The sequence below is a fragment of the Aeromonas enteropelogenes genome (assembly GCF_000819845.1).
Taxonomy (GTDB): Bacteria; Pseudomonadota; Gammaproteobacteria; order Enterobacterales; family Aeromonadaceae; genus Aeromonas; species Aeromonas enteropelogenes.
Genome location: NZ_CDCG01000034.1, coordinates 114,645 through 138,424, shown reverse-complemented (window position 1 = coordinate 138,424; position 23,780 = coordinate 114,645). Strand labels below are relative to the sequence as shown.

At 58.2% G+C, this 23,780-nt stretch carries 34 protein-coding genes; 7 read left to right on the top strand and 27 right to left on the bottom strand.

The window, feature by feature from the left end; all coding sequences use genetic code 11:
• Position 1: 1 nt before the first annotated feature.
• The 17 genes from rplF to rpsJ form a co-directional block, all read right to left on the bottom strand.
• On the bottom strand, positions 2–535 hold the full coding sequence (gene rplF / locus BN1123_RS12465) for a 50S ribosomal protein L6 (RefSeq protein WP_026456045.1): 534 nt from the start codon (positions 533–535) through the stop codon (positions 2–4).
• A 13-nt stretch (positions 536–548) separates the two neighbouring features.
• The gene (gene rpsH / locus BN1123_RS12460) at positions 549–941 is read right to left on the bottom strand and encodes a 30S ribosomal protein S8 (protein WP_010672564.1); all 393 of its coding nucleotides are present in this window, start codon (positions 939–941) and stop codon (positions 549–551) included.
• A gap of 20 nt (positions 942–961) precedes the next feature.
• On the bottom strand, positions 962–1,267 hold the full coding sequence (gene rpsN, locus BN1123_RS12455; RefSeq protein WP_005340609.1) for a 30S ribosomal protein S14: 306 nt from the start codon (positions 1,265–1,267) through the stop codon (positions 962–964).
• 10 nt (positions 1,268–1,277) lie between these two features.
• A complete protein-coding gene (rplE, locus tag BN1123_RS12450) occupies positions 1,278–1,817 on the bottom strand; it encodes a 50S ribosomal protein L5 (protein ID WP_005331162.1) in 540 nt (179 codons plus the stop codon).
• Between the two features lie 13 nt (positions 1,818–1,830).
• Positions 1,831–2,148: a 50S ribosomal protein L24 gene (rplX, locus tag BN1123_RS12445; protein ID WP_005307977.1), complete on the bottom strand. Its 318-nt coding sequence runs from the start codon at positions 2,146–2,148 to the stop codon at positions 1,831–1,833.
• 11 nt (positions 2,149–2,159) lie between these two features.
• Positions 2,160–2,528 carry a 50S ribosomal protein L14 gene (gene rplN, locus BN1123_RS12440; protein WP_005307975.1) on the bottom strand — a complete coding sequence of 123 codons (369 nt, stop codon included), beginning with the start codon at positions 2,526–2,528 and terminating at the stop codon, positions 2,160–2,162.
• 147 nt (positions 2,529–2,675) lie between these two features.
• A complete protein-coding gene (gene rpsQ / locus BN1123_RS12435; protein WP_005307966.1) occupies positions 2,676–2,924 on the bottom strand; it encodes a 30S ribosomal protein S17 in 249 nt (82 codons plus the stop codon).
• Positions 2,924–3,115 (bottom strand): 50S ribosomal protein L29, encoded by a 192-nt coding sequence (gene rpmC / locus BN1123_RS12430; RefSeq protein WP_005307965.1) that lies wholly within the window; start codon positions 3,113–3,115, stop codon positions 2,924–2,926. The genes rpsQ and rpmC overlap by 1 nt, the downstream gene beginning before the upstream one ends.
• A complete protein-coding gene (gene rplP, locus BN1123_RS12425) occupies positions 3,115–3,528 on the bottom strand; it encodes a 50S ribosomal protein L16 (RefSeq protein WP_005307963.1) in 414 nt (137 codons plus the stop codon). The genes rpmC and rplP overlap by 1 nt, the downstream gene beginning before the upstream one ends.
• 13 nt (positions 3,529–3,541) lie before the next feature.
• Positions 3,542–4,255, bottom strand: coding sequence for a 30S ribosomal protein S3 (gene rpsC / locus BN1123_RS12420; RefSeq protein ID WP_005331168.1), 714 nt, complete (start codon positions 4,253–4,255; stop codon positions 3,542–3,544).
• A 3-nt stretch (positions 4,256–4,258) separates the two neighbouring features.
• Positions 4,259–4,603 (bottom strand): 50S ribosomal protein L22, encoded by a 345-nt coding sequence (gene rplV, locus BN1123_RS12415; RefSeq protein WP_005319741.1) that lies wholly within the window; start codon positions 4,601–4,603, stop codon positions 4,259–4,261.
• Positions 4,604–4,613: 10 nt separating this feature from the next.
• Positions 4,614–4,892, bottom strand: a complete 279-nt coding sequence (gene rpsS, locus BN1123_RS12410; RefSeq protein WP_005307960.1) for a 30S ribosomal protein S19 — start codon at positions 4,890–4,892, stop codon at positions 4,614–4,616.
• 22 nt (positions 4,893–4,914) lie between these two features.
• Positions 4,915–5,736, bottom strand: coding sequence for a 50S ribosomal protein L2 (gene rplB, locus BN1123_RS12405; RefSeq protein ID WP_026456043.1), 822 nt, complete (start codon positions 5,734–5,736; stop codon positions 4,915–4,917).
• Between the two features lie 15 nt (positions 5,737–5,751).
• Positions 5,752–6,054: a 50S ribosomal protein L23 gene (gene rplW / locus BN1123_RS12400; RefSeq protein WP_005307955.1), complete on the bottom strand. Its 303-nt coding sequence runs from the start codon at positions 6,052–6,054 to the stop codon at positions 5,752–5,754.
• A complete protein-coding gene (gene rplD / locus BN1123_RS12395; RefSeq protein ID WP_005307949.1) occupies positions 6,051–6,656 on the bottom strand; it encodes a 50S ribosomal protein L4 in 606 nt (201 codons plus the stop codon). Before rplD ends, rplW begins: the two co-directional genes overlap by 4 nt.
• A gap of 17 nt (positions 6,657–6,673) precedes the next feature.
• Positions 6,674–7,306: a 50S ribosomal protein L3 gene (gene rplC / locus BN1123_RS12390; protein WP_005307947.1), complete on the bottom strand. Its 633-nt coding sequence runs from the start codon at positions 7,304–7,306 to the stop codon at positions 6,674–6,676.
• A 22-nt stretch (positions 7,307–7,328) separates the two neighbouring features.
• A complete protein-coding gene (gene rpsJ / locus BN1123_RS12385) occupies positions 7,329–7,640 on the bottom strand; it encodes a 30S ribosomal protein S10 (protein WP_005307944.1) in 312 nt (103 codons plus the stop codon).
• 356 nt (positions 7,641–7,996) lie between these two features.
• On the opposite strand from rpsJ, the gene BN1123_RS12380 reads away from it, so the two are divergent.
• The gene (locus tag BN1123_RS12380) at positions 7,997–8,911 is read left to right on the top strand and encodes a DMT family transporter (RefSeq protein WP_042027323.1); all 915 of its coding nucleotides are present in this window, start codon (positions 7,997–7,999) and stop codon (positions 8,909–8,911) included.
• Between the two features lie 36 nt (positions 8,912–8,947).
• Here the strand turns inward: BN1123_RS12380 and envZ are convergent, their stop codons facing one another.
• Complete coding sequence (envZ, locus tag BN1123_RS12375; RefSeq protein WP_042027322.1) at positions 8,948–10,258, bottom strand: two-component system sensor histidine kinase EnvZ; 1,311 nt, start codon at positions 10,256–10,258, stop codon at positions 8,948–8,950.
• The gene (ompR, locus tag BN1123_RS12370; protein WP_026458451.1) at positions 10,255–10,977 is read right to left on the bottom strand and encodes an osmolarity response regulator transcription factor OmpR; all 723 of its coding nucleotides are present in this window, start codon (positions 10,975–10,977) and stop codon (positions 10,255–10,257) included. Before ompR ends, envZ begins: the two co-directional genes overlap by 4 nt.
• A 227-nt stretch (positions 10,978–11,204) precedes the next feature.
• Here ompR and greB point away from each other — a divergent pair, with 227 nt between their 5' ends.
• Positions 11,205–11,678, top strand: a complete 474-nt coding sequence (gene greB / locus BN1123_RS12365) for a transcription elongation factor GreB (protein WP_042027321.1) — start codon at positions 11,205–11,207, stop codon at positions 11,676–11,678.
• A gap of 188 nt (positions 11,679–11,866) precedes the next feature.
• Positions 11,867–14,176: a Tex family protein gene (locus tag BN1123_RS12360; protein WP_042027319.1), complete on the top strand. Its 2,310-nt coding sequence runs from the start codon at positions 11,867–11,869 to the stop codon at positions 14,174–14,176.
• Positions 14,177–14,233: 57 nt separating this feature from the next.
• Here BN1123_RS12360 and BN1123_RS12355 read toward each other — a convergent pair whose 3' ends face one another.
• The 4 genes from BN1123_RS12355 to bioH form a co-directional block, all read right to left on the bottom strand.
• The gene (locus BN1123_RS12355; protein ID WP_026456822.1) at positions 14,234–14,512 is read right to left on the bottom strand and encodes a hypothetical protein; all 279 of its coding nucleotides are present in this window, start codon (positions 14,510–14,512) and stop codon (positions 14,234–14,236) included.
• Positions 14,513–14,595: 83 nt separating this feature from the next.
• Positions 14,596–15,366, bottom strand: coding sequence for a putative metalloprotease CJM1_0395 family protein (locus tag BN1123_RS12350; protein WP_042027317.1), 771 nt, complete (start codon positions 15,364–15,366; stop codon positions 14,596–14,598).
• Between the two features lies 1 nt (position 15,367).
• A complete protein-coding gene (locus tag BN1123_RS12345) occupies positions 15,368–15,601 on the bottom strand; it encodes a flagellar hook protein FlgE (protein WP_042027316.1) in 234 nt (77 codons plus the stop codon).
• Between the two features lie 71 nt (positions 15,602–15,672).
• Positions 15,673–16,437: a pimeloyl-ACP methyl ester esterase BioH gene (bioH, locus tag BN1123_RS12340; RefSeq protein WP_042027315.1), complete on the bottom strand. Its 765-nt coding sequence runs from the start codon at positions 16,435–16,437 to the stop codon at positions 15,673–15,675.
• 38 nt (positions 16,438–16,475) lie between these two features.
• Here bioH and BN1123_RS12335 point away from each other — a divergent pair, with 38 nt between their 5' ends.
• Together BN1123_RS12335 and nfuA are read left to right on the top strand one after the other, a co-directional pair.
• Complete coding sequence (locus BN1123_RS12335; protein WP_042027313.1) at positions 16,476–17,204, top strand: ComF family protein; 729 nt, start codon at positions 16,476–16,478, stop codon at positions 17,202–17,204.
• An 80-nt stretch (positions 17,205–17,284) separates the two neighbouring features.
• Positions 17,285–17,863, top strand: a complete 579-nt coding sequence (nfuA, locus tag BN1123_RS12330) for a Fe-S biogenesis protein NfuA (RefSeq protein ID WP_026456827.1) — start codon at positions 17,285–17,287, stop codon at positions 17,861–17,863.
• 72 nt (positions 17,864–17,935) lie between these two features.
• On the opposite strand, the gene gpsA is transcribed toward nfuA, so the two are convergent.
• The 3 genes from gpsA to BN1123_RS12315 are packed head-to-tail and all read right to left on the bottom strand — an operon-like array spanning position 17,936 to position 19,892.
• Positions 17,936–18,940: an NAD(P)H-dependent glycerol-3-phosphate dehydrogenase gene (gene gpsA / locus BN1123_RS12325; protein WP_042027312.1), complete on the bottom strand. Its 1,005-nt coding sequence runs from the start codon at positions 18,938–18,940 to the stop codon at positions 17,936–17,938.
• Positions 18,941–18,942: 2 nt separating this feature from the next.
• Positions 18,943–19,413, bottom strand: a complete 471-nt coding sequence (gene secB / locus BN1123_RS12320) for a protein-export chaperone SecB (RefSeq protein WP_026457218.1) — start codon at positions 19,411–19,413, stop codon at positions 18,943–18,945.
• Positions 19,414–19,460: 47 nt separating this feature from the next.
• Positions 19,461–19,892 carry a rhodanese-like domain-containing protein gene (locus BN1123_RS12315; protein ID WP_042027311.1) on the bottom strand — a complete coding sequence of 144 codons (432 nt, stop codon included), beginning with the start codon at positions 19,890–19,892 and terminating at the stop codon, positions 19,461–19,463.
• A gap of 245 nt (positions 19,893–20,137) precedes the next feature.
• Between BN1123_RS12315 and gpmM the strand changes: the two genes are divergently transcribed.
• The gene (gpmM, locus tag BN1123_RS12310; RefSeq protein ID WP_042027310.1) at positions 20,138–21,667 is read left to right on the top strand and encodes a 2,3-bisphosphoglycerate-independent phosphoglycerate mutase; all 1,530 of its coding nucleotides are present in this window, start codon (positions 20,138–20,140) and stop codon (positions 21,665–21,667) included.
• 9 nt (positions 21,668–21,676) lie between these two features.
• Positions 21,677–22,978 carry a murein hydrolase activator EnvC gene (gene envC, locus BN1123_RS12305; RefSeq protein WP_026457215.1) on the top strand — a complete coding sequence of 434 codons (1,302 nt, stop codon included), beginning with the start codon at positions 21,677–21,679 and terminating at the stop codon, positions 22,976–22,978.
• A 137-nt stretch (positions 22,979–23,115) separates the two neighbouring features.
• On the opposite strand, the gene BN1123_RS12300 is transcribed toward envC, so the two are convergent.
• Positions 23,116–23,766 carry a Qnr family pentapeptide repeat protein gene (locus tag BN1123_RS12300; protein WP_042027309.1) on the bottom strand — a complete coding sequence of 217 codons (651 nt, stop codon included), beginning with the start codon at positions 23,764–23,766 and terminating at the stop codon, positions 23,116–23,118.
• Between the last annotated feature and the right edge of the window lie 14 nt (positions 23,767–23,780).

Sequence of the window (23,780 nt, the reverse complement as noted above, 5' to 3'; positions counted from 1 at the left end):
CTTACTTCTTCTTAGCTTCTTTAGTACGCACTTGCTCGTTGGCATAGCGTACACCCTTGCCCTTGTAGGGCTCCGGAGCGCGGTAAGCACGGATATCGGCGGCGACTTGGCCAACCAGCTGCTTGTCAACGCCACGCAGAACAACTTCAGTCTGGGACGGGCACTCAGCGGTTACACCAGCCGGCAGCTCATGCTCTACCGGGTGAGAGAAGCCCAGAGCCAGCGCGACAGCATTGCCCTTGATGGAGGCTTTGTAACCTACACCAACCAGCTGCAGCTTACGCTCGAAGCCTTGGGTAACACCGATTACCATGTTGTTGACCAATGCACGGGCAGTACCGGCCTGAGCGTCAGCACCAGCGATGCCGTCGCGCGGGGCGAACTTCAGTACATTGTCTTCTTTGGTCACTTCTACAGCGGCGTGGATAGAACGAACCAGAGAACCTTTACCACCTTTGATGGACAGTTCCTGACCGTTCAGAGTCACTTCTACGCCAGCAGGAATAGTGACGGGTGCCTTAGCAACGCGAGACATTTCCGACCTCCTATTAAGCGACGTAGCAGATGATCTCACCACCCATGCTTGCTTTGCGAGCAGCACGGTCGGTCATCACACCTTTAGACGTGGACACGATAGCAACACCGAGACCACCCATTACTTTCGGCAGATCGGTAGTGCGCTTGTAAATACGCAGGCCAGGACGGCTTACGCGTTGGATCAGTTCTACAACCGGCTTGCCCTGGAAATATTTCAGTTCAATTTCCAGTTCCGGCTTCACGTCACCAGCTACGTTGTAGCCAGCGATGTAACCTTCTTCTTTCAGCACTTTGGCAATAGCCACTTTCAGCTTGGAAGAAGGCATGGAAACCGCAACTTTGCTCGCCGCCTGACCGTTACGGATGCGGGTCAGCATATCCGCGATCGGATCTTGCATGCTCATAGTCTAACTCCCGAGATTCTTTACCAAGAGGCCTTTTTCAGGCCCGGAATTTCGCCCTTCATGGCATGCTCACGCACCTTGATGCGAGACAGGCCAAACTTGCGCAGGAAACCGTGCGGACGACCAGTAATATTGCAACGGTTACGCTGGCGGGACGGACTGGAATCACGGGGCAGCTGTTGCAGTTGCAGAACAGCATCCCAACGCGCTTCTTCAGAAGCGTTCATGTCAACGATGATAGCTTTCAGCTCGGCACGCTTGGTCGCGTACTTGGCTACCAGCTTGGCACGCTTTGCTTCGCGCGCTTTCATGGATGTTTTAGCCATAACCCTAACCTTACTTGCGGAATGGGAAGTTAAAGGCAGCCAGCAGAGCACGGCCTTCTTCATCGGTATTCGCGGAAGTGGTGATGGTGATATCCAGACCACGGACGCGATCGACTTTGTCATAGTCGATTTCCGGGAAGATGATCTGCTCACGCACGCCCATGGAGTAGTTACCACGACCGTCGAACGCTTTAGCGTTCAGGCCACGGAAGTCACGGATACGCGGTACGGAGATGCAGATCAGCCGTTCCAGGAACTCCCACATACGCTCGCCACGCAGGGTTACTTTACAACCTATCGGGTAGCCTTCACGAATCTTGAAGCCCGCAACAGATTTGCGAGCTTTGGTGATCAGCGGCTTCTGACCGGAAATGGCAGCCATGTCGGCAGCAGCATTTTCCAGCAACTTCTTGTCAGAGATCGCTTCACCAACACCCATGTTCAGGGTGATTTTCTCGATCCGAGGGACTTGCATGATAGTCTTGTAACCGAACTGCTTGGACAGTTCATTTACTACATCGGATTTGTAGTAATCATGCAGTTTCGCCATCGTTAAACTCCAATTACTTCACAAGTTCGCCGGTGGATTTGAAGAAACGAACTTTCTTGCCGTCTTCAATCCGGAAACCAACGCGGTCAGCTTTGCCAGTGGCAGAGTTGAACAGCGCTACGTTAGATACATCGATGGGGGCTTCTTTGGTGACGATACCGCCAGCCTGACCCAGTGCGGGTACTGGCTTCTGGTGCTTCTTCACCTGGTTGATGCCTTCCACGATTACCTTACCTTTGGCAATCAGGACCTGGGTGACTTTGCCACGCTTGCCCTTGTCTTTGCCGGTAAGAACAATCACTTCGTCTTCGCGACGGATTTTAGCTGCCATCGTTCGACTCCTTACAGTACTTCGGGTGCCAGGGACACAATCTTCATGAACTTCTCATTACGCAGTTCACGGGTCACCGGGCCAAAAATACGAGTACCGATTGGCTGTTGGTTGTTGTTAAGCAACACAGCCGCATTGTTGTCGAAACGGATGACAGAGCCGTCCGGACGACGAACGCCTTTACGGGTGCGTACGACCACCGCGTTATACACATCACCTTTCTTCACTTTACCGCGAGGAATGGCTTCCTTGATGGAAACCTTGATGATGTCGCCGATGCCGGCGTAACGGCGGTGCGAGCCACCCAGAACCTTAATACACATTACACTGCGAGCGCCGGAGTTGTCGGCAACACCCAGCATACTTTGCATCTGGATCATCTTAGTGCTCCGCTTTGTTTACTTCTTATCCCCAACGGGATCTGGCTGCCTTCAAAAGGCGCGAAACTATAACACAGGATTTTTAGAAAAGGTAGCCTAAAAAACAAACGGCCCCTGGAAGGGGCCGTTTGGGCAAAAAAGTACCGATTAGGCCTTTTCTACGACAGCAACCAGGGTCCAGGACTTGGTCTTGGACAGCGGGCGGCACTCGCGGATTTCCACGAGATCGCCAGCTTTGCACTCGTTGTTTTCGTCATGCACGTGCAGCTTGGTAGTACGCTTGATGATCTTACCGTAGATCGGGTGCTTTACCTTGCGCTCGATGGCAACAGTGATGGACTTGTCCATCTTGTCGCTGATTACACGACCCTGCAGAGTACGGATTTTGTCAGTCATTACGCACCTGCCTTCTCAGTCAGTACAGTCTTGATACGTGCGACGTCACGACGCACTTGTTTCAGAGTGTGAGTCTGAGCCAGCTGGCCGGTGGATGCTTGCATGCGCATGTTGAATTGCTCACGCAGCAGGCCCAGCAGTTCCTGGTTCAGTTCTTCGACGCTCTTTTGACGCAGATCTTGGGCTTTCATCACATCACCGTCTTAATTACGAAAGTGGTCTGAACAGACAGCTTAGCTGCGGCCAGGGCAAACGCTTCACGCGCCAGAGCCTCAGGTACACCGTCCATCTCGTACAGAACCTTGCCAGGCTGGATCGGGCAAACCCAGTATTCCACGTTACCCTTACCTTTACCCATACGAACTTCCAGGGGCTTCTCGGTGATGGGCTTGTCCGGGAACACACGGATCCAGATCTTACCTTGACGCTTAACGTGACGGGTCATGGCACGACGGGCTGCTTCGATTTGACGAGCAGTCAGCTGACCACGAGATGTCGCCTTCAGGCCAAAGGTACCGAAGGATACTTCGTTACCAGAGTTGGCCAGACCGCGGTTACGACCTTTGTGGGTCTTGCGGAATTTAGTACGCTTAGGTTGCAACATTTACCGAATCTCCTTACTTGGCAGCGCGGCGCTTGTTGTCACGCTTGGGCTTCGCAGGAGCTTGCTCTTGAGCAGCGGCAGCGTTGACAGCAGCCAGACCACCCAGAACTTCGCCCTTGAAGATCCAAACTTTAACGCCGATCACACCGTAAGTGGTGTGGGCTTCAGAAGTTGCGTAGTCAATGTCGGCACGCAGGGTGTGCAAAGGCACACGACCTTCACGGTACCATTCGGTACGCGCGATTTCAGCGCCGCCCAGACGACCGGAAACTTCCACTTTGATGCCCTTGGCACCCAGGCGCATGGCGTTTTGTACGGCGCGCTTCATAGCACGACGGAACATTACACGACGCTCCAGCTGGGAAGTGATGCTGTCGGCAACCAGTTTGCCATCCAGCTCCGGCTTGCGGACTTCGGAAATGTTGATCTGAGCAGGCACACCAGCAATTGCGGCTACAGCTTTGCGCAGTTTCTCAACGTCTTCGCCTTTCTTACCGATCACAACACCCGGACGAGCAGTGTGAATGGTCACACGGATGCTCTTGGCCGGACGCTCGATGGTGATCTTGGACAAGGACGCGTTTTTCAGTTCCTTGGTCAGGAACTGGCGTACTTGAAAATCGCTGTACAGGTTGTCAGCGAAGTCTTTGGTGTTCGCGAACCAGGTAGAATTCCAAGGCTTGGTAATACCCAGGCGAATGCCATTAGGATGTACTTTCTGACCCATTGCTTATCTCCCAGCCTTAGCGTCGGATACCACTACAGTGATGTGAGCGGTACGCTTGAGGATACGATCCGCGCGACCTTTGGCACGAGGACGGATACGCTTCATGGAGGGACCTTCGTCAACCATGATAGTGGCAACACGCAGTGCGTCGATGTCGGCGCCTTCGTTGTGCTCAGCGTTGGCAATGGCAGATTCCAGCACTTTCTTCACCAGAACAGCAGCCTTTTTCGGGCTGAAGGTCAGGATGTTCAGAGCCTTGTCTACGGACAGACCACGTACTTGATCGGCTACCAGACGAGCTTTCTGGGCAGAAGTACGGGCATAACGGTGTTTAGCGATAGCTTCCATCATTTATCCCTTAGCGCTTCTTAGCCTTCTTATCAGCAGCATGGCCGCGATAAGTACGAGTAGGTGCGAATTCACCCAGTTTGTGACCGATCATTTCTTCGGTAACGAAAACCGGAACGTGCTGACGACCATTATGGACAGCGATGGTCAAACCGATCATGTTCGGGATGATCATTGAACGACGGGACCAGGTTTTAACCGGCTTTTTATCCCCGCTTTCCACCGCTTTCTCTACCTTCTTCAGCAAGTGCAGGTCGATAAATGGACCCTTCTTGAGAGAACGTGGCATGGTGATTCCTCTATGTTAACAATTACTTGTTACGACGACGTACGATGTACTTGTCGGTACGCTTGTTCTTACGGGTCTTGAAGCCTTTAGCCTTCTGGCCCCATGGGGACACAGGCTGCATGCCCTTGTTACGACCCTCACCACCACCGTGCGGGTGGTCTACCGGGTTCATCGCCATACCGCGAACGGTCGGACGAATACCACGCCAGCGGTTTGCACCGGCTTTACCCAGTTGACGCAACATGTGCTCGGAGTTACCAACTTCACCGATGGTGGCGCGGCACTCGGCCAGAACTTTACGCACTTCGCCGGAACGCAGACGCAGAGTTACATAGTTACCTTCACGAGCCAGGATCTGGATGAAAGTACCAGCGGAACGAGCCAGCTGGGCACCTTTACCAGGCTTCATCTCAACGGCGTGAACGGTAGAACCGACCGGGATGTTGCGCATCGGCAGGGCGTTACCTACCTTGATGGCTGCATCAGCACCAGAAGCGATAGCGTCACCAGCTTTCAGGCCTTTCGGAGCCAGGATGTAACGACGCTCACCGTCTGCGTACAACACCAGAGCGATGTTAGCGGTACGGTTCGGATCGTATTCCAGGCGCTCTACTTTGGCCGGGATACCGTCTTTGTCGCGCTTGAAGTCGACGATACGGTAGTGTTGCTTGTGACCACCGCCGATGTGACGGGTGGTGATGCGGCCGTTGTTGTTACGACCACCGGACTTGTCTTTCTTGTCCAGCAGAGCTGCAAAGGGCTTGCCCTTGTACAGGTCTTGGTTGACGATCTTGACGACGTGGCGGCGGCCCGGAGAAGTAGGCTTGCACTTAACGATTGCCATTTTTCAGAACTCCTCTTACTCGGCTGCGCCCATGAAGTCGATGTCCTGACCAGCTTTCAGGGTCACATAAGCCTTTTTCCAATCGGAACGACGGCCTACGCGTGCACCTGCGCGCTTGGTCTTACCCTTCATGTTCAGGGTACGGACGGTCTCAACTTCGACCTCGAACAGTTTCGCAACTGCAGCTTTGACTTCCGCCTTGGTGGCATCAACAGCAACTTTGAACACGATAGTGTTCTGCTTTTCTGCAACCATGGTGCTCTTTTCAGAGATGTGCGGAGCCTTCAGAACTTTCAGCAGACGCTCTTCACGGATCATGCCAGCATCTCCTCGATTTGCTTAACTGCGTCAGCAGTCATCAGAACCTTGTCGAAAGCGATCAGGCTGACCGGGTCGATACCGGCAACGTCACGCACGTCAACTTTGTACAGGTTACGAGCAGCCAGGAACAGGTTCTCATCGACTTCAGCAGTCACGATCAGAACGTCAGACAGTTCCATTTCTTTCAGCTTGGCGATCAGTTCTTTGGTTTTCGGAGCTTCGATGCCGAACTTCTCAACAACGATCAGGCGCTCTTGACGTACCAGCTCGGACAGGATGCTACGGATAGCGCCGCGGTACATCTTCTTGTTTACTTTCTGGCTGTGATCTTGCGGCTTAGCAGCAAAAGTCACACCACCGGAACGCCAAATGGGCGAACGGATGGAGCCAGCACGGGCACGACCAGTACCCTTCTGACGCCACGGCTTTTTGCCGCCACCAGACACTTCAGAGCGAGTCAGCTGCGCACGAGTACCCTGACGGGCACCAGCGGCATAAGCAACGACAACCTGGTGAACCAGAGCTTCGTTGAATTCGCGCCCGAAGGTAGTCTCGGAAACTTCAAGAGCGCTCTTGGCGTCTTTCATTACCAATTCCATTACTATCTCCTCAGACGTTACGCTTTGACGGCAGGTTTAACGATCACGTTGCCGTTGGTTGCACCCGGTACTGCGCCTTTGATGAGCAGCAGGTTGCGTTCAGCGTCAACACGAACCAGTTCCAGGTTCTGAGTCGTTACACGCTCAGCACCCATGTGACCAGCCATCTTTTTGCCCTTGAATACACGGCCCGGGGTCTGGTTTTGACCGATGGAGCCAGGTACACGGTGGGACAGAGAGTTACCGTGGGTCATATCCTGGGTGCGGAAGTTCCAGCGCTTAACAGTACCGGCAAAACCTTTACCCTTGGATGTGCCGGTAACGTCTACCAGCTTAACGTCAGCGAGAAGATCTACTTTCAGCTCGCTACCAACAGTGAAAGTTTCACCGTTGTTCAGGCGGAATTCCCACAGACCGCGACCGGCTTCTACACCAGCTTTGGCGAAGTGGCCAGCTTCCGGCTTGGTTACGCGGCTAGCTTTCTTGGAGCCAGTGGTAACCTGAATAGCGTTGTAGCCGTCGGTTTCTACAGATTTGACCTGAGTTACACGGTTAGCTTCAACTTCGATAACAGTCACGGGGATAGAAACGCCATCTTCAGTGAAGATGCGAGTCATACCCACTTTGCGACCTACAAGACCGATTGTCATTGTTATCAACCTCTTTCCGTAATTAACCCAGGCTGATCTGGACGTCTACACCAGCTGCCAGATCCAGACGCATCAGAGCGTCTACGGTCTTGTCAGTCGGCTCAACGATGTCTACCAGACGCTTGTGAGTGCGGATCTCGTACTGATCACGCGCGTCTTTGTTGACGTGCGGGGAGATCAGAACGGTGAAACGCTCTTTGCGAGTCGGCAGCGGGATAGGACCGCGAACCTGCGCGCCAGTGCGCTTAGCAGTTTCAACGATTTCCGCAGTGGATTGATCAATCAGACGATGATCAAAAGCCTTCAGGCGGATACGGATTCTTTGGTTCTGCATTGACAGAGCTCCAATAGATAAAAGAACATAAACCAACACCGCCCGACCGAGATTGCTCCCGCCAGAGGTGTGATTTTTCACGTTTCCTCCCATATCGGGAGGACTGTATGGCTGATGCCCGTAACCGGGGAAACTCAGCAAGCAGACATATCGTCTGGCTTACCTCATGGGTAAGCGGAGGGGATTATACGGATTTTTCAAATTTGCGCAAGGGAAAGCGAACAGATTGTGCGCAATTTTATGTGACAGATGGATCTCGCACTAACCTGCTCATTTGGCGCACGAACGGGAGCCACGACAACCTCGCAAACTGGCTGATACACTGGCCCCCGCCTTCGTCAACGGAACGACTTTCAATGCTTAAAGATCAAAAGAAAGCCTATCAGTACGGACTCTGCGCCGTGGCCCTCTGGTCGACGGTCGCCAGTGCCTTCAAGATCTCTCTCACCTATTTTGAGCCGGTTCAGTTGCTGCTGGTTGCCGCCTTCACCTCGACGCTGACGCTGACCGCCATCGTTGCCAAGCAGGGCAAGTTGGCGCTGTTGCGAGATTACATCAAAGCTCGCCCCCTCTACTATCTCACGCTTGGAGTGCTGAATCCTTTCCTCTATTACCTGCTGCTATTCAAAGCGTACGACCTGTTGCCGGCCCAGCAGGCACAGACTCTCAACTACACCTGGGCCATTACGCTCAGTCTGCTGGCCGTCCCCTTCCTCGGCCAGAAGCTGCGCCGCCGCGATGGCGTCGCCATCGTGCTCGGCTACTTCGGCGCCCTGGTGATCGCCACCAAGGGGGATGTCTTCTCCCTGCAGTTTGACAGCCCGCTCGGGGTGACACTGGCACTGGTGTCCACCCTCATCTGGGCCAGCTACTGGATCCTCAATACCCGCAATCAGGGGGATCCCGTCGTCAGCCTGCTGCTCGGTTTCATCATCAGCCTGCCGTTCATTGTCGTGGCGACCTGGCTGCTCTCCGATTTCGCCATGACCGCCTGGCAGGGATGGGCAGGCGCCATCTATGTGGGCCTGTTCGAGATGGGGTTCGGCTTTGTGCTCTGGTTGATGGCGCTGCGCCATGCCACCAACACGGCCCCCATCAGCAACCTCATCTTCATTTCACCCTTTGCCTCCCTGGTGCTGCTCAACCTGCTGATCGGCGAGACCATCCACCCTGCAACCCCTATCGGGCTGGCGCTGATCGTGGCCGCCTTGCTGATCCAGCAGCTGAAATACGGCAAGCGCTATCGCAAGGCGAGCGAACCCCAGGCCTGATAATGCAAGGGGCGAATCACTCGATACGCCCCTCTTTCAATCCATCCACTCCTGCGGCTGATGCTTCGGCAAGCGGATCTCCACCTGCAGCCCTCCCCACTCCGAGCGCCCCAGCCGGATGGTACCGTGATGCTGGGCCACGATCCGGGCGACGATGGCGAGCCCAAGGCCGCTCCCCCCTGTGGTGCGCGCCAAATTGCCCTGAGTAAATGGCTTGAGCACTCGAAAGTGGTCCTGCTCCGGGATCCCGGGCCCATCATCAGAGAGGCGCAAGCGCACCCAGTGGCCATCATCCTTCAACTCGCCAAGCAGCCGGGTTGCGCCATAGCGCAATGAGTTACCCGACAGGTTACTCAGCACCCGGCGCATGCTGACCGGATTACACGCCACCCTGACCGCCTCTTCCGGCAGGGCCAGCTCGACCTCCAGCCCCTGCTCGGCATGCATCAGCAAGGCATCGTGCACCAGCTGGGTCAGGTCGACAGGATCCAGATTTTTCACCTCGTCCGGACGGATATAGTCGATGAACTGATCGATGATAGCGTTGGATTCGTCGATATCGGCGTTGATGCTCTCCTTGAGGTACTCATCCCCGGACGACATCATCTCGGTCGCCAGTCGAATGCGGGTCAGCGGCGTGCGCAGATCGTGGGAGACACCGGCCATCATCAGGTTGCGTTCCTCGATCAACCCCTTGATGGAATTGGACATGTGGTTGAAAGTGCGGGTCAACCGACGCACCTCCCGCGACCCCTGCTCCCCGAGCGCATCGGGGAAGTTGCCCCGCGCCACCGAGACAGCCCCGGCCTCCAGATCTTCCAGCGGGCGCACCAGCTGGCGAGCGAAACGCCAGGCGGCAAACAGGGTGATCACCAGCAAGACGCTCATGTAGAGGATCAGCGGCTCTATGTCATCGTCCTCGATCTCGGTCAAGGGGATGCGCACCCAGATCTTGCTGGCCTGAGGTGGCTGGATCCAGATGATGTAGTGATCCTGGATCTCGACCCGCACCTTGGTCGGGCCACCCAGCTCCTTACTGATATTCTCTGCCAGATAACGATAGGGCTTGGACTCCTTGAGCCCATGTTGTTCCGCCTCGCTCTGGGTGTAGATATCGCTGCCGGTCGCCACATAGACCAGCGCCTCGGCATCGTCACTCAACTCCAGCTGGTTGCTCTCGACCGGAAAAATCAGTTTGACCTGGTTGGCCAGCAGATGGCTGATCTGCTTGACGGTCGGCGCCAGCAGATAATTGTAGAAAGTGGCATAAGAAACGATCTGATAGACCACCAGCACGGCGGCCAGAAACCAGAGCATGCGGGAGAACATGCTACCCGCTTTTTTCATGTGCGTTCACCGTCCGGGACGAAGACGTAGCCCAATCCCCAGACAGTCTGCAGATAGCGGGGCTGGGCCGGATCCTGCTCCAGCATACGGCGCAAGCGGGATACCTGCACGTCTATGCTGCGCTCGGTCGCCGTGTATTCGCGCCCCCTGGCCAGATTCATCAACTTGTCGCGGGAGAGCGGCTCGCGAGGGTGGCTGACCAGCACCTTGAGCACCGCAAACTCTCCGCTGGTCAGGGCCATGGGCTCGCCATCACGACTCAGTTCCCGGGTCGCCAGATTGAGCTGGTAACCGCCAAAGCTGACCACTTTTTCGGCGGTAGAAGGCGCCCCCGGCAACTCGATGGTGTGGCGACGCAGCACGGCGCGGATCCGGGCCAGCAACTCGCGCGGATTGAACGGCTTGGGCAGATAGTCGTCGGCCCCCATCTCGAGCCCGACGATGCGATCTACTTCATCTCCCTTGGCGGTCAGCATCAGCACAGGGATCTGGTTGCCCCCCTCGCGCAGACGACGGCAGATGGAGAGGCCGTCTTCGCCAGGCAGCATCAGATCGAGCACCATCAGGCTGAAATTTTCGCGCGTCAGCAGACGATCGGCCTGCTCACCATTGGCCACACCGCGCACCACGAACCCCTGTTCGGTCAGGTAGCGCTCAAGCAGGGAGCGTAGTTTCAGATCGTCGTCCACGACCAGGATCTTGTATTGCTGCTGACTCATCGCTTTGCCTCTCAATATCATCTGCCTCAATACTAGGGGCCGTCAGTACGGGAGAAAAGCATAAATGTGTTACCGGTTATTACCTGGATCCCACTTCCCCACCAAGACAAAGTAGACTCAGCCACCTGGCTACGGACCACGATTTCCCTCGACAGCAGGATGACAAAAGCTAATATTCCCGTGCAGTTAGACTCGACCTCCTCCATTTGACCAGATCACGGATCACCATGAAGACAAAGCTGATCACCCGCGAAGGTTATAACAAGCTGAAGGAAGAACTCGATTTCCTGTGGCGTCAGGAGCGCCCCGAGGTCACCAGAAAGGTCGCCTGGGCGGCCAGCCTGGGGGATCGCAGCGAAAATGCCGACTACCAGTACAACAAGAAGCGGTTGCGAGAGATCGACAGGCGGGTGCGCTATCTGCGTAAATGTCTGGAGGAGCTGGGGATCGTCGACTATTCCCCAGCCCAGGAGGGCAAGGTCTTCTTCGGCGCCTGGGTCGAGGTGGAGAGCGAAGAGGGCGAGATCAAGCGCTTTCGTATCGTCGGCTATGACGAAATCTTCGGTCGCAAGGATTACATCTCCATCGACTCCCCCATGGCCCGCGCCCTGCTCAAGAAAGAGGTCGGCGACGAGGCCATAGTGCGTACGCCGGTCGGTGATGCCTGCTGGTATGTCAACGAGATCAGTTACACCAAGTAGCATGCAGGGGAAGGAGCCACTTCCCCCCAACCTTGTTTCCCCTCCTCCAGCCGATGACGCCCCCCAATCGGCTCGAAGCGGCTTGCCCCCAGTGCGACAGGGTGGCATCCACCTGCGCGACCCCATATAGTGCTCACACTCGGCGCCGGATGGCGCGAATCGATCAACAGAGGCGCTCAACAGATACCATGACGCAAAGCATTGAGAGACAGATCGCCGGCGAGTTGAACGCTCGCCCGCAACAAATCGAAGCCGCCATTCGTCTGCTGGATGAAGGTGCCACCGTTCCCTTTATCGCCCGTTACCGCAAAGAGGTCACCGGCGGACTGGACGACAGCCAGTTGCGCACCCTGGAGAGCCGCCTCGGCTACCTGCGCGAGCTGGCAGACCGCCGCCAGGTGATCCTGCGTTCCATTGAGGAGCAGGGCAAGCTCACCCCCGAGCTGGCCCGTGAGCTGAACGAAGCCGACAGCAAAACCCGGCTGGAAGACCTCTACCTGCCCTACAAACCCAAGCGCCGCACCAAGGGACAGACGGCCATTGAAGCCGGGCTGGAACCGCTGGCGAATCTGCTGCTGGACGACCCGATGCGGGATCCGGAGCAGGAGGCCACCGCCTTCCTTAATGCCGAGCAAGGCATCACAGATAGCAAGAGCGCCCTCGACGGCGCCCGCTACATCCTGATGGAACGCTTCGCCGAGCAGGCCGATCTGCTGGAGAAGCTGCGCGACTATCTGTGGCAAAACGCCACCCTGCGTGCCCGCGTGGTGGCCGGCAAGGAGCAGGAGGGGGTCAAGTTCAAGGACTACTTCGAACACGACGAGCCGCTGCACAAGGCCCCCTCCCATCGGGTGCTGGCCATGTTGCGCGGCCGCAACGAGGGCGTGCTCAACCTGGCGCTGGTCACAGGCGAGGATGAGAGCGCCAGCCCCTGCGAGGGGATCATCGCCCACCATCTCAAGCTCAATCTGCAAAACCGCCCCGTCGACAAGTGGCTGCAGGGGGTAGTGAGTTGGACCTGGAAGATCAAGCTCTCCTTGCAGATGGAGACCGAGCTCATCGGCCGCATCCGTGAGTCGGCGGAAGAGGAGGCGATCAAGGTGTTCGCCATGAACCTCAAGGATCTGCTGATGGCAGCCCCGGCCGGCATGCGTTGCACCATGGGGCTGGATCCCGGCATCCGCACCGGGGTCAAGGTGGCCGTAGTCGATGCCACCGGCAAGTTGGTCGATACCGCGACCATCTATCCGTTCGAACCGAAACGCCAGGTGGATCAGAGCCTCAAGACCCTGAGCGAACTGTGCCAGAAGCACAAGGTAGAGCTTATCAGCATCGGCAACGGTACCGCCTCGCGGGAGACCGACCGCTTGGTGAGCGATCTGTTCGAGCGCTACCCCGCCGCCAGGGCCCAGAAGATTGTAGTGAGCGAAGCCGGGGCCTCGGTCTACTCCGCCTCCGAGCTCGCCTCCCTGGAGTTTCCGGATCTCGATGTCTCTCTGCGCGGCGCCGTCTCCATCGCCCGCCGCCTGCAAGATCCGCTGGCCGAGCTGGTCAAGATCGATCCCAAGAGCATCGGTGTCGGTCAATACCAGCACGATGTCGGCCAAAGCCAGCTGGCCCGCCGCCTCGATGCCGTGGTCGAGGACTGCGTGAACGCGGTGGGAGTGGATGTGAACACCGCCTCGGTCGCCCTGCTCAACCGGGTGTCCGGCCTCTCCCAGACCCTGGCCCAGAACATCGTCGCCTATCGCGATGAACATGGCGCCTTCCAGAACCGTCAACAGTTGCTGAAAGTGAGCAGGCTCGGGCCCAAGGCTTTCGAACAGTGTGCCGGCTTCCTTCGCATTCGTGGCGGCAGCAACCCGCTGGATGGCTCTGCCGTGCACCCGGAATCCTACCCAGTGGTGGAGCGGATCCTCGCCAAACTGGAGCAGACCGTCAGCAGCCTGCTCGGCAACAGCAGCCTGCTGCGCACCCTCAAGCCTGCCGACTACACGGACGAGCAGTTCGGGGTGCCCACCGTCACCGACATCATCGGCGAGCTGGACAAGCCGGGCCGTGACCCGCGCCCCGAGTTCAAGACCGCCACCTTCAAGGAAGGGGTGGAGAAAATCAGCGATCTGGTGCCCGAGATGGTGCTGGAAGGGGTGGTCACCAACGTCACCAACTTCGGCGCCTTCGTCGACATCGGCGTCCATCAGGATGGCCTGGTGCACATCTCCTCCCTGACCGATCGCTTCGTCAAGGATCCCCGCGAGGTGGTCAAGGCAGGCGACATAGTGCGGGTCAAGGTGCTGGAGGTGGATGTGCCACGCAAACGAATCAGCCTGACCATGCGTCTGGACGAGAAGGCCGGCCAGCCGGCACGCAAACCGGCACAGCCGCATCACCACCAGGGTGGCAATGCCAAGCCCAGACACGAATCGCGTCAAAATGCCCCTATGGGCGGCGCCATGGGCAACGCCTTTGCTGCAGCCCTCTCCAAGACCAAGAAATAAAGCGCAGCCAGAAAATGCAAAAAGCCCCGCGAGGGGCTTTTTGCATCAGGCGCGAGCTTACTGGCTCAAGGTGTTCAGGATGCTCTCGGGATCCTGATGCTGGGCCAGCACCTCCCGCAGTCGATTGAATGCCTTGCAGGCCTCCTGTGGATACTTGCCATAGGAGACCACGCCGGTATGGTTCCAGCCCGCCGCCAGCATTACCTTCTTCTTGAAGTGGGTCCCCTCGGTCCCACCGCCACCCAGCTGCATCAAAAACTGTTCCATCTGGAGGTGTGGCGGAGGAACGCGGGAGAAAGTGGCGAAATCTTCCGGTTTGACTTCATCAAAGTGCATGACAGCTCCTGCTAGATAGGATGGGCCTGACCTTCAGATTAGTTGCAAAACCGGGGAACAAAGAAAAGTATCGCGCAGGGAATTCAGACATGGAGATTAAGGGAGTGGCCAGCCGCCGGACTGACCGCTTGCTGGTAGCGGCCGGCTATCACCTGGTTGCGTCGATCCATGTAAGTACTCAGCACGCCCGTGGTCGCGGGATCATGCTCGGCCATCAGTGCCTTGCGGGCCTTGGCCTCTGTTGAGGCAGCACTGCGGGCTACGCTCAAGTCCTGGGCAGAGGGCTCGGCAGGAGCAAGGGCCGCAGCACGGACCTGTTGCATCTTGGCAATGGTGGCTTCGGGATCTCCCGCCACCTCGCCAGTATCGATAGACACTTCACCGCCAGTGGCATAACGCTTGCCATCCGGCCCCAACGAAAATTGGTAGGTAGGCGCACCGGCATAAGCGCCACCGACAGACTGGTGCGCCTGCTCATGGGTACGCACCTCCTGATCTCGGTCACTCAGCTCCTTGACCTGTTGCTCCTGCCGTTGTTGCTGTTCCTGCTGCTTGGGATCCTGTTGCTTGCGCTGCCCATCTTCACCAGTCGCCTCGACAAAACGGTGATCCAGGGCATGGGGAATCGTGGGCTGAGTTGACTCACGATTGTTCTGGGCCGGCAAAGTGCTGCTGGCCGTCTGACCGGCTTTCGATTTCTCTTTCTGGGAACCGACTTCGGTTTCGGCGCTGGATGCCTGTCCGGAGCGGGTCTGCGGGATCAGCTCGGCCCGGCGATTATCCGTCCTGGCCGCTTCCACTTGAGGTTGCAGCTGGGTAGGGATCAGCGTGGGCAGGCTGACATTGACGTTCATATCACACCCGGATATCGATCAGGGTGCCCATCATATCGCTGGCGGTCTGCATCACCTTGGTGGAGGCACCAGCCTGGATCTCCGCCACCTTGAGGTTGACCAGCTCATCCGTCACTTGCACCTGATCGCCACTCGGGGTATTGAGGCGGGCGATCTGGCTGGACGCCCGATCGGCGATCTGTTCAGCTCGCTGGAACCCCTGCACCCCGCTGTTGAAGGCAGATTCAATACGCATGATGTAACTCCTCTGGGAACAGACTAATTATCCGTCACCTCGGAGGATTAATGAAGCTTTCAGGCTGTTTTTTAGCCAACAAAATGCCTGATGGCTTCAACAAACTCCGTTGGATGGGAGATAAAAGGCGCATGCGAGGCCTTGTTGAAGGTCACGCTGCGACTGGCGGGGTAACGCTCGTCCAGTAGGGGAATGACCGCCTTGGGCACCAGTGAATCCAGTCGGCCATAGACCCGCAGCCAGGGCAGTGAAAGCGACGCCAACTCATCGCGCAGATCGATGTCGGCCAACAAACCGAGCCCGGCCTCCAGCGCGGCCAGTTGCGGAGCCGGCCGTTCAGCCAACCAGTGGCGCAGCTGACGGATATCGTCGCGGGCATGTTCGCTGCCCATCGCCTGGATTGCGAGGAAGCGCTCTATGGTCTGGCGAAAATCCCCTGCCAGCATCTGATTGAAGCCGGTCAACACCTTGGGGGCGATCCCGGGCCACTCGTCGCGGGCCATAAAGCAGGGGGAACTGGCTACCGTGATAAGGCTTGCGACACGCTCGGGATGGCTCAAGGCAATCTGGCTGGCGACCAGACCACCGAGGGACCAGCCGAGCAGATGGCATTTTTCCGGCAATACGGCCGCAACCTGCTCCGCTAGCCAGGAGAGGCTGTAATCGACCGTATCGGCCAGCGGGCTGTTGCCAAACCCCGGCAGATCCACCAGATGTACCCGGTAATTTTCCGCCAATGACGGGACAATGCCATGCCAGACGGCGCCGTTCATCCCCCATCCGTGCAACAGCACCAGATCGGGCCCCTGACCAAACCGCTCTACCGATACGCCCATCTAGACTCAAGATCCTTGTTCATGTCTCTGGGGTCAGCATGTTAAAGCGACTGCTCGTCAAAGCAAGTCCGCTGCTCGGCAGTCATAGTGACTGGCAAGGGAGTTGTCTGCTCTGTCATCAGTCCTGTGATGCCGAGCCTTTGCTGTGCAGTTGGTGCCGAGAGGCCCTGCGGCAGCCTCATCCAAGATGCCGCCTGTGTGCTGCGCCCTTGCAGGAATATATGAAAGAAAGCCTGTGGGTATGCGGCCGCTGTCAGCGCCGTCCTCCCCCCTGGGAGCGGTTGCAGGTTATTGGCGATTACCAGACGCCTTACCCCCTGCTTATCCCCCGGTTGAAATATGCAGGCCAGACCTTGCTGGCCCCCTTGCTCGCCCGCCTGTTGGCGGACCATCTCGATCAAAGCGATCCGCCGGAAGCCATCATCCCAGTGCCCCTGCACTGGTGGCGTCACTGGTGGCGAGGCTTCAACCAGGCGGAAGAGATTGGTCGCGCACTCAGCGAGATAACCGGCATCCCGCTCGACCAGCGGTTGCTGCAGCGCATCAAGGCCACCCCGCAGCAGACCCGGCTCACCGCAGGCCAGCGACGGCGCAATCTGCGCGGCGCGTTCAGAGTCTCTTCCCATCAATATCGTCACGTCGCCCTGCTTGATGATGTAGTGACCACAGGCGCCACCGCGGGCCAGCTCACCCGCCTGCTCCATGAGAGCGGCATCACAAAGGTTGAAGTGTGGGCAATATGCCGTACTCTCAAGCACATCAAGTAACCCTCTGCATGCTACCCAAGCCCGGATAACCGCGTTATCATGAATACCCTAGTCGTACACTCAGGTTTGTGAGGATAGTGATGATCAGCATTTCCGACGCCGCCCAGGCACATTTCCGTAAACTGTTGGAAAAACAGCCTGACGGCACCAATATCCGGGTGTTTGTGGTCAATCCGGGAACCCAGAATGCCGAGTGTGGCGTCTCCTATTGCCCGCCCGATGCAGTCGATCCGGAAGATCAGCACCTGCCCTTCAGCGGTTTCGACTGCATGGTCGATCCCCTGAGTGCCCCCTTCCTGGTGGATGCCACCATCGATTTCGTCACCGATCAGATGGGTTCCCAGCTGACCCTGAAGGCCCCCAACGCCAAGATGCGCAAGGTCGCCGACGATGCCCCCCTGATCGAACGTATCGAGTACGCCCTCATCTCCGAGGTGAACCCCATGCTGGCCGGTCACGGCGGCAAGGTGACCCTGACCGAGCTGACCGAAGATGGTTACGCCATCCTGCAGTTTGGCGGTGGTTGCAACGGTTGCTCCATGGTCGATTACACCCTGAAAGAGGGGATCGAGAAGCAGCTGCTGGAGAAGTTCCCGGGCGAGCTCAAGGGCGTGAAAGACGCCACCGAGCACCAGCGCGGCGACCACTCCTACTACTGATGACGCTTTGCCTTAGTGGCAAAAAAAGGCCCCGCCAACTGGCGGGGCCTTTTGCATCGGGCAATCGGCAGATTACTCGTCCCTCTTGTCTCGTGACAAGAGAGCGATGGCAGCCTCTTTCGGGTTTTTCCCCTCGTAGAGCACCTTGAAGATCTGCTCGCAGATGGGCATCTCGACGCCGCAGCGAGCCGCCAGCAGATGCACCTCCTTGGTATTGCGATACCCCTCCACCACCTGACCGATCTCGGTCATGGCTGTGTCCACATCCTTGCCTGCCCCGAGGGCCAGACCGAAGCGGCGGTTGCGCGACTGATTGTCGGTACAGGTGAGCACCAGATCCCCGAGCCCCGCCATCCCCATGAAGGTCTTGCCATCGGCGCCAAGCGCGGCGCCCAGGCGCTGCATCTCCACCAGGCCCCGGGTGATGAGGGCGGTTCTGGCATTGGCACCAAACCCCAGCCCGTCGGAGAGACCGGCCCCAATGGCGATGACGTTCTTCACTGCCCCACCCAGCTGCAGGCCGACGAAGTCCGGGTTGGTATAGACCCGGAACGAGCGGCCGCAATGGAGCAGTTGGGAGAGATCCTCGGCAAAATCGTCGTGGGTCGAGGCGACCGAGATGGCGGTCGGCAGACCGGCGGCCAGCTCTTTGGCAAAAGTGGGGCCGGAAATCACCGCCAGCGGCATGGCATCACCCAGCACCTCGCGGGCCACGTCCTGCAGCAGACGGCCGCTGTCCGGCTCCAGACCCTTGGTGGCCCAGGCGATACGGGTATCGGGGCGCAGGAAGGGTTTGACCTGGGCCAGCACCTGGCCAAACACATGGCTCGGCACCACCAGTAGCAGCACGGGCGCGGCCTGTACCGCCTGTTGCAGATCGGCAGTCAGCTGCAGATCGGCGGGAAAGGGGACATCCGGCAGAAAAACCTTGTTGCAGCGATCTTGTTCCAGCTCGGCGACATGGGCGGGATCGTGACCCCACAACAGGGTCGGATGGCCATTGCGCGCCAGAGAAATGGCAAGGGCGGAGCCGTAAGACCCCGCCCCCAAGACCGAGATAGCGATCTGGTCAGCCATTATCAGGCTTCCGCGGTCGCCTGCTGGGCCTGAGCTTGCGCCATGTGCTGGGCAAACAGGGCATCGAAGTTAACCGGTGCCAGGTTCAGCTGCGGGAAGGAACCCTTGCTCACCATGTTGGCCACGGCTTCACGAGCATACGGGAACAGGATGTTCGGGCAGAAGGCAGCCAGGCAGTGAGCCAGCTGCGGCTCAGGCAGGTTGCCGATGGTGAAGATGCCAGCCTGCTGCACTTCGCACAGGAAGGCAGTCTCTTCGCCCAGCTTGCAGGTGACGGTCAGGGTCAGTACGACTTCGTAGACGCTGTCGGCCAGGATGTTGGTCTTGGTATCCATGTCCAGCTTGACGTCCGGCTGCCACTCTTTCTGGAAGATGTGCGGAGTGTTGGGCGCTTCGAAGGAGACATCCTTGGTGTAAACACGCTGGATGTGGAATTCCGGTTGTACTTCCTGGTTGTTGATCTCGTCAGCCATTTCGTTTGATTCCTTTTTATATGGATAAGTGGGCACAGGCCCTTACATCAGCGTTTCTTGGTGACCGGCAGATTCTCTGCACGCCACTGGGCCATGCCACCGCCGAGCACATATACCTGCTTGAAGCCAGCCTTGCTCAGCTGACGGCCAGCGCCGCCCGCAGTCATTCCCGACTCGCACACCACTATGATGGGGGCATCTTTATGCTTTTCAACCGGACCCAGGTTATTGCTCTGGATCTGGGCGAGCGGCAGGTGCTGGGCTCCGGCCAGATGACCCTTGGCATAATCTTCCTGACTGCGAATATCCACCACGGTGGCATTCTCACGGTTAATCAGCAGGGTGGCAGTGTGATTGTTGACGGTTTTCACCGGAGACAAACGGGCACGCACAGTGGTGTAAACCAGGGTGCCCGCCAGGCCCAACCAGGCTGCCGTCAGCAGCGGGTTGCGGGCCGCAAAATCCAAATACTCTTGCATCTTCTACTATCCAGGGACCAAGACAAGGGCCCGAGTATACATGGGGGTGTAACTAAGATCAGCCATCTTGGCGGCAAAGCGCGAGCAGGCTCCCATCATGCGCTAGCTCGATCAGGAGGAGCGGAGAGCCCCCTACTGGGCGATGGGAAGCCGCCTTGGCTATCAGGTGACTATTTCGGCAGATGTAGTAATATTACGCTAGTTTCATTTCCCGCATTTTTTCCAATCCGAGAGGACATAGCCTTATGTCAACAGCTAAGAAACCTTTGGTTCTGGTCATCATGGACGGTTGGGGCTATAGCACCAAGCAAGAGCACAATGCCGTCGCCGCCGCCAAGACTCCCAATCTCGATCGTCTGGCTCGTGACTACACCAGCACCCTGATCTCCGGCTCCGGCCTGGACGTGGGTCTGCCGGATGGCCAGATGGGCAACTCCGAAGTCGGCCACGTCAACATCGGTGCCGGCCGCATCGTCTATCAGGAGCTGACTCGCATCTCCAAAGACATCCAGGATGGTCCTTTCTTCGACAACGTCGAACTGGCCAAGGCTGTTGACGCTGCAGTGTCCAATGGCAAGGCCGTTCACATCATGGGTCTGATGTCCCCGGGCGGCGTACACAGCCACGAAGAGCACATCATGGGCATGATCGAGATGGCCGCCAAACGTGGTGCCGAGAAGATCTACTTCCACGCCTTCCTGGATGGCCGTGACGTGCCGCCGCGCTCCGCACAGTCCTCCATCGAGCTGTTCGATGCCCTGTTCGCCAAGCTGGGCAAGGGGCGTTTCGCCTCCATGATCGGCCGTTACTACGCCATGGACCGCGACAACCGCTGGGATCGTGTACAGCAGGCCTATGACCTGATGACCCAGGGCAAGGGCGAGTTTACCGCTGCTTCCGCCACCGAGGCCCTGGCTGCCGCCTATGCTCGCGACGAGAACGACGAGTTCGTCAAGGCGACCCGCATCGGCGAAGCCGTTCCCATGGTTGACGGCGATGCGCTGATCTTCATGAACTTCCGTGCCGACCGCGCCCGTGAAATCACCCGAGCCTTCGTTGACACCGACTTTACCGGCTTCGCTCGTACCGCCGAACCCAAGCTGAACTTCGTGATGCTGACCGAATACGCGGCCGACATCAAAACCGCCTGCGCCTACCCGCCGACCGCCCTGGTCAACACCCTGGGTGAGTGGCTGGCCAAGCAGGGCAAAACCCAGCTGCGCATCTCCGAGACCGAGAAGTACGCGCACGTCACCTTCTTCTTCAACGGCGGCGAAGAGGCCTGCTTCACCGGTGAAGATCGCGAAATCGTGGCGAGCCCGAAAGTGGCGACCTACGACCTGCAGCCGGAAATGAGCTCCGGCGAGCTGACCGACAAGCTGGTTGCGGCCATCAAGAGCGGCAAGTACGACGTCATCATCTGCAACTACCCGAACGGCGACATGGTCGGCCACACCGGCGTGTTCGATGCAGCCGTCAAGGCGTGTGAAGCCGTCGACCACTGCATCGGTCGCGTCACCGACGCGCTGGCCGAAGTGGGTGGCGAGTGCCTGATCACCGCCGACCACGGCAACGCCGAGAAGATGATGGACGAAGAGACCGGCCAGGCTCACACCGCCCACACCAACCTGCCGGTTCCGCTCATCTACTTCGGGCGCAAAGCCGAGGTGGTAGAAGGTGGCAAACTGTCCGATCTGGCTCCCACCATGCTGACCCTGATGGGTCTGCCGGTGCCGCCGGAAATGACTGGCAAGCCCCTGATGATTCTGAAATAATCCTTCCCCATGCGGGGATGCGAAGTTATTTCACAGAAAACCAGTCGCGTCGGCCTGTTGGCCGGCGCGCTGTTTTTTTGCCTGTTTGGCGGCACGGGCCAAGCCTGGGCAACCAACCAGCAGCTGGGTACCATGCAGACCCAGATCAAGGAACAGCAGAAGACCATCAAGCTGAGCAAGCAGGAGCTGACCAAGCTCAATGCCCAGCTCAAGGCCGATGAGCAAGCCATCTCGGCAGCTGCCGCCAAGCTCAACCAAACCAAACAGCAACTCAAGCAGAACCAGCAGAAGCTGGCCGGTCTGCAGCAAGACAAGCTGGATCTGGAAGAGCAGGCCAAACATCAGAAGCAGTTGCTGGCCAGGCAGGCGGAAAGCGCCTTCCAGGCGGGCAGCCACGACTACCTCAAACTGCTGCTCAACCAGCAGGACCCGGCCAAACTGAGCCGCTCCCTCGACTACTACGACTACCTCAACAAGGCTCGTATCGAGGCCATCGAGGCGCTGCGCGCCACCCGCACCAAACTGGCGAAAAACCAGCAGGCGACCAAAGAGACCGAGAGCCGGCTGCAGGCCTTGCTGAGCGAACAGCAGGAGCACCACCAGGCCCTGTTGGCCAGCCAGCAGAGCCGCGCCAAGGTGCGCAACCAGTTGCAACAGTCGGTGCAGGATGACGAGCAGAAGCTGGCCAAGCTGGTCAAGGCGGAAAAAGCCCTGAAAGCCCGGCTGGAGGAGCTGCGCCGCAAACGGGAAGAGCAGGAGCGCCGCGAGCGGGAACGCCTCGCCAAACTGAAGGCCGAGCAGGAACGCCAGCGCAAACTGGCGGAGCAGCGCCGTGCCGAGGAGCAGGCCAGCCAGCAGCAAGTGGCCAGCAAAGAGCCGGAATCCAGCTCCAGCATCAGCGGCGCTGGCCACTACAGCGGCCTCAAGACCAATGGCAATCTGCGCTGGCCAGTGCAGGGCCCCATCCTCATCTCCTACGGCTCACCCCGTACCGCCCAGCTCAAGTGGAAGGGCACCCTGATCGGTGCCAGCGAAGGGACCCAGGTCAAGGCGGTGGCGCCGGGCCAGGTGGTCTACGCCGACTGGCTGGACGGCTTCGGTATGCTGCTGGTGATCGACCACGGTCGCGGCTATATGAGTCTCTACGGCCACAACCAGTCGCTGCTGCGCCAGGTCGGCCAGAATGTGGAACAGGGTGAACCCGTGGCTCTGGTCGGCGACAGTGGCGGCCAGGACAGGCCCGGCCTCTACTTCGAGATCCGCTATCAGGGAGAAGCCATCAACCCCGCCAAATGGCTGGCCAAACGCTGACCAGGGATCCCGGCCTCGCGCTCCCATCAAACGGCAAACTAAAGACGACAAAGCCTGCATCATGCAGGCTTTTTTATTTGTCACGTACGGCACAAGAGGCGGCAAAGTGATGAAAAATTACCTCTTTTTCGGCCCGCTCAGGGAAAGACAACAAGCCCGATCTGCTCCAGCAGGGTCTGCTGCTGATCTTCATTTATCTGCACCCCGGTCAGATCGACCCGCCGCAGATCCAGCCCGGGCAGATCACACTGGCGCAGGTCACAACCCTGCAGCTTGAAACTGGTCCACTCTATCTGGCCAAACTCGGAACCGCTGAGATCGGATCCAGCCAGCGAAGCCCCCAGCAGGTTTGCCCCCTGCCAGCGGTTGCCGCTCAATTCACATTTTTCCAGCAGGCAACCTTCGAAACTGGCGTAGCTGAAGTTGTTGCCGGTCAGATGAGCTTCGCAGAAGTAGCTCCTGGCGGTGATCTGGTTGGCAAAGCTGGCGTGACCAAAGTTGATGCCCATCGCCTGGCAATCACGCATCTCCAGCCCCAGACACTGGCTGCGGTTGACATCCGCCAGGGTGAGATCGCAGCGCAGGAAGCTCGCCTCCCGCAGATCGCAGCCCTGCAACTGGCAACCCAGCTCGCGCTCCCTGTCATAGAAGCAGCAATCGACGAAGCGACACTCGCCCAGATCCAGCCATGAGAAGTCACACCCAATGAAGTGGCACCCGGAGAAATGCTCGCCCTCCACATCCTGTTGCTCGAAGCGAGCCCCTTCGAAATGTTTGCCTCTGATCATCGGAAAATCCTTCC

Excerpts from the sequence above, each read along its gene's own strand:
- gpsA (WP_042027312.1), bottom strand. The coding sequence starts at position 18,940 with ATGGCTGACCAGATCGCTATCTCGGTCTTGGGGGCGGGGTCTTACGGC.
- envC (WP_026457215.1), top strand. The coding sequence starts at position 21,677 with ATGCGGGGATGCGAAGTTATTTCACAGAAAACCAGTCGCGTCGGCCTG.
- secB (WP_026457218.1), bottom strand. The coding sequence starts at position 19,413 with ATGGCTGACGAGATCAACAACCAGGAAGTACAACCGGAATTCCACATC.
- bioH (WP_042027315.1), bottom strand. The coding sequence starts at position 16,437 with ATGGGCGTATCGGTAGAGCGGTTTGGTCAGGGGCCCGATCTGGTGCTG.
- rplW (WP_005307955.1), bottom strand. The coding sequence starts at position 6,054 with ATGATCCGTGAAGAGCGTCTGCTGAAAGTTCTGAAGGCTCCGCACATC.
- nfuA (WP_026456827.1), top strand. The coding sequence starts at position 17,285 with ATGATCAGCATTTCCGACGCCGCCCAGGCACATTTCCGTAAACTGTTG.
- BN1123_RS12350 (WP_042027317.1), bottom strand. The coding sequence starts at position 15,366 with ATGAACGTCAATGTCAGCCTGCCCACGCTGATCCCTACCCAGCTGCAA.
- BN1123_RS12360 (WP_042027319.1), top strand. The coding sequence starts at position 11,867 with ATGACGCAAAGCATTGAGAGACAGATCGCCGGCGAGTTGAACGCTCGC.
- rplC (WP_005307947.1), bottom strand. The coding sequence starts at position 7,306 with ATGACAATCGGTCTTGTAGGTCGCAAAGTGGGTATGACTCGCATCTTC.
- rplE (WP_005331162.1), bottom strand. The coding sequence starts at position 1,817 with ATGGCGAAACTGCATGATTACTACAAATCCGATGTAGTAAATGAACTG.
- rpsJ (WP_005307944.1), bottom strand. The coding sequence starts at position 7,640 with ATGCAGAACCAAAGAATCCGTATCCGCCTGAAGGCTTTTGATCATCGT.
- rplB (WP_026456043.1), bottom strand. The coding sequence starts at position 5,736 with ATGGCAATCGTTAAGTGCAAGCCTACTTCTCCGGGCCGCCGCCACGTC.
- rplF (WP_026456045.1), bottom strand. The coding sequence starts at position 535 with ATGTCTCGCGTTGCTAAGGCACCCGTCACTATTCCTGCTGGCGTAGAA.
- rpsQ (WP_005307966.1), bottom strand. The coding sequence starts at position 2,924 with ATGACTGACAAAATCCGTACTCTGCAGGGTCGTGTAATCAGCGACAAG.
- rplD (WP_005307949.1), bottom strand. The coding sequence starts at position 6,656 with ATGGAATTGGTAATGAAAGACGCCAAGAGCGCTCTTGAAGTTTCCGAG.
- envZ (WP_042027322.1), bottom strand. The coding sequence starts at position 10,258 with ATGAAAAAAGCGGGTAGCATGTTCTCCCGCATGCTCTGGTTTCTGGCC.
- rpsS (WP_005307960.1), bottom strand. The coding sequence starts at position 4,892 with ATGCCACGTTCTCTCAAGAAGGGTCCATTTATCGACCTGCACTTGCTG.
- rplN (WP_005307975.1), bottom strand. The coding sequence starts at position 2,528 with ATGATCCAGATGCAAAGTATGCTGGGTGTTGCCGACAACTCCGGCGCT.
- BN1123_RS12315 (WP_042027311.1), bottom strand. The coding sequence starts at position 19,892 with ATGCAAGAGTATTTGGATTTTGCGGCCCGCAACCCGCTGCTGACGGCA.
- rplP (WP_005307963.1), bottom strand. The coding sequence starts at position 3,528 with ATGTTGCAACCTAAGCGTACTAAATTCCGCAAGACCCACAAAGGTCGT.
- rpsN (WP_005340609.1), bottom strand. The coding sequence starts at position 1,267 with ATGGCTAAAACATCCATGAAAGCGCGCGAAGCAAAGCGTGCCAAGCTG.
- rpmC (WP_005307965.1), bottom strand. The coding sequence starts at position 3,115 with ATGAAAGCCCAAGATCTGCGTCAAAAGAGCGTCGAAGAACTGAACCAG.
- greB (WP_042027321.1), top strand. The coding sequence starts at position 11,205 with ATGAAGACAAAGCTGATCACCCGCGAAGGTTATAACAAGCTGAAGGAA.
- ompR (WP_026458451.1), bottom strand. The coding sequence starts at position 10,977 with ATGAGTCAGCAGCAATACAAGATCCTGGTCGTGGACGACGATCTGAAA.
- BN1123_RS12300 (WP_042027309.1), bottom strand. The coding sequence starts at position 23,766 with ATGATCAGAGGCAAACATTTCGAAGGGGCTCGCTTCGAGCAACAGGAT.
- rplX (WP_005307977.1), bottom strand. The coding sequence starts at position 2,148 with ATGGCAGCTAAAATCCGTCGCGAAGACGAAGTGATTGTTCTTACCGGC.
- BN1123_RS12380 (WP_042027323.1), top strand. The coding sequence starts at position 7,997 with ATGCTTAAAGATCAAAAGAAAGCCTATCAGTACGGACTCTGCGCCGTG.
- rplV (WP_005319741.1), bottom strand. The coding sequence starts at position 4,603 with ATGGAAGCTATCGCTAAACACCGTTATGCCCGTACTTCTGCCCAGAAA.
- rpsH (WP_010672564.1), bottom strand. The coding sequence starts at position 941 with ATGAGCATGCAAGATCCGATCGCGGATATGCTGACCCGCATCCGTAAC.
- BN1123_RS12345 (WP_042027316.1), bottom strand. The coding sequence starts at position 15,601 with ATGCGTATTGAATCTGCCTTCAACAGCGGGGTGCAGGGGTTCCAGCGA.
- rpsC (WP_005331168.1), bottom strand. The coding sequence starts at position 4,255 with ATGGGTCAGAAAGTACATCCTAATGGCATTCGCCTGGGTATTACCAAG.
- BN1123_RS12355 (WP_026456822.1), bottom strand. The coding sequence starts at position 14,512 with ATGCACTTTGATGAAGTCAAACCGGAAGATTTCGCCACTTTCTCCCGC.
- gpmM (WP_042027310.1), top strand. The coding sequence starts at position 20,138 with ATGTCAACAGCTAAGAAACCTTTGGTTCTGGTCATCATGGACGGTTGG.
- BN1123_RS12335 (WP_042027313.1), top strand. The coding sequence starts at position 16,476 with ATGTTAAAGCGACTGCTCGTCAAAGCAAGTCCGCTGCTCGGCAGTCAT.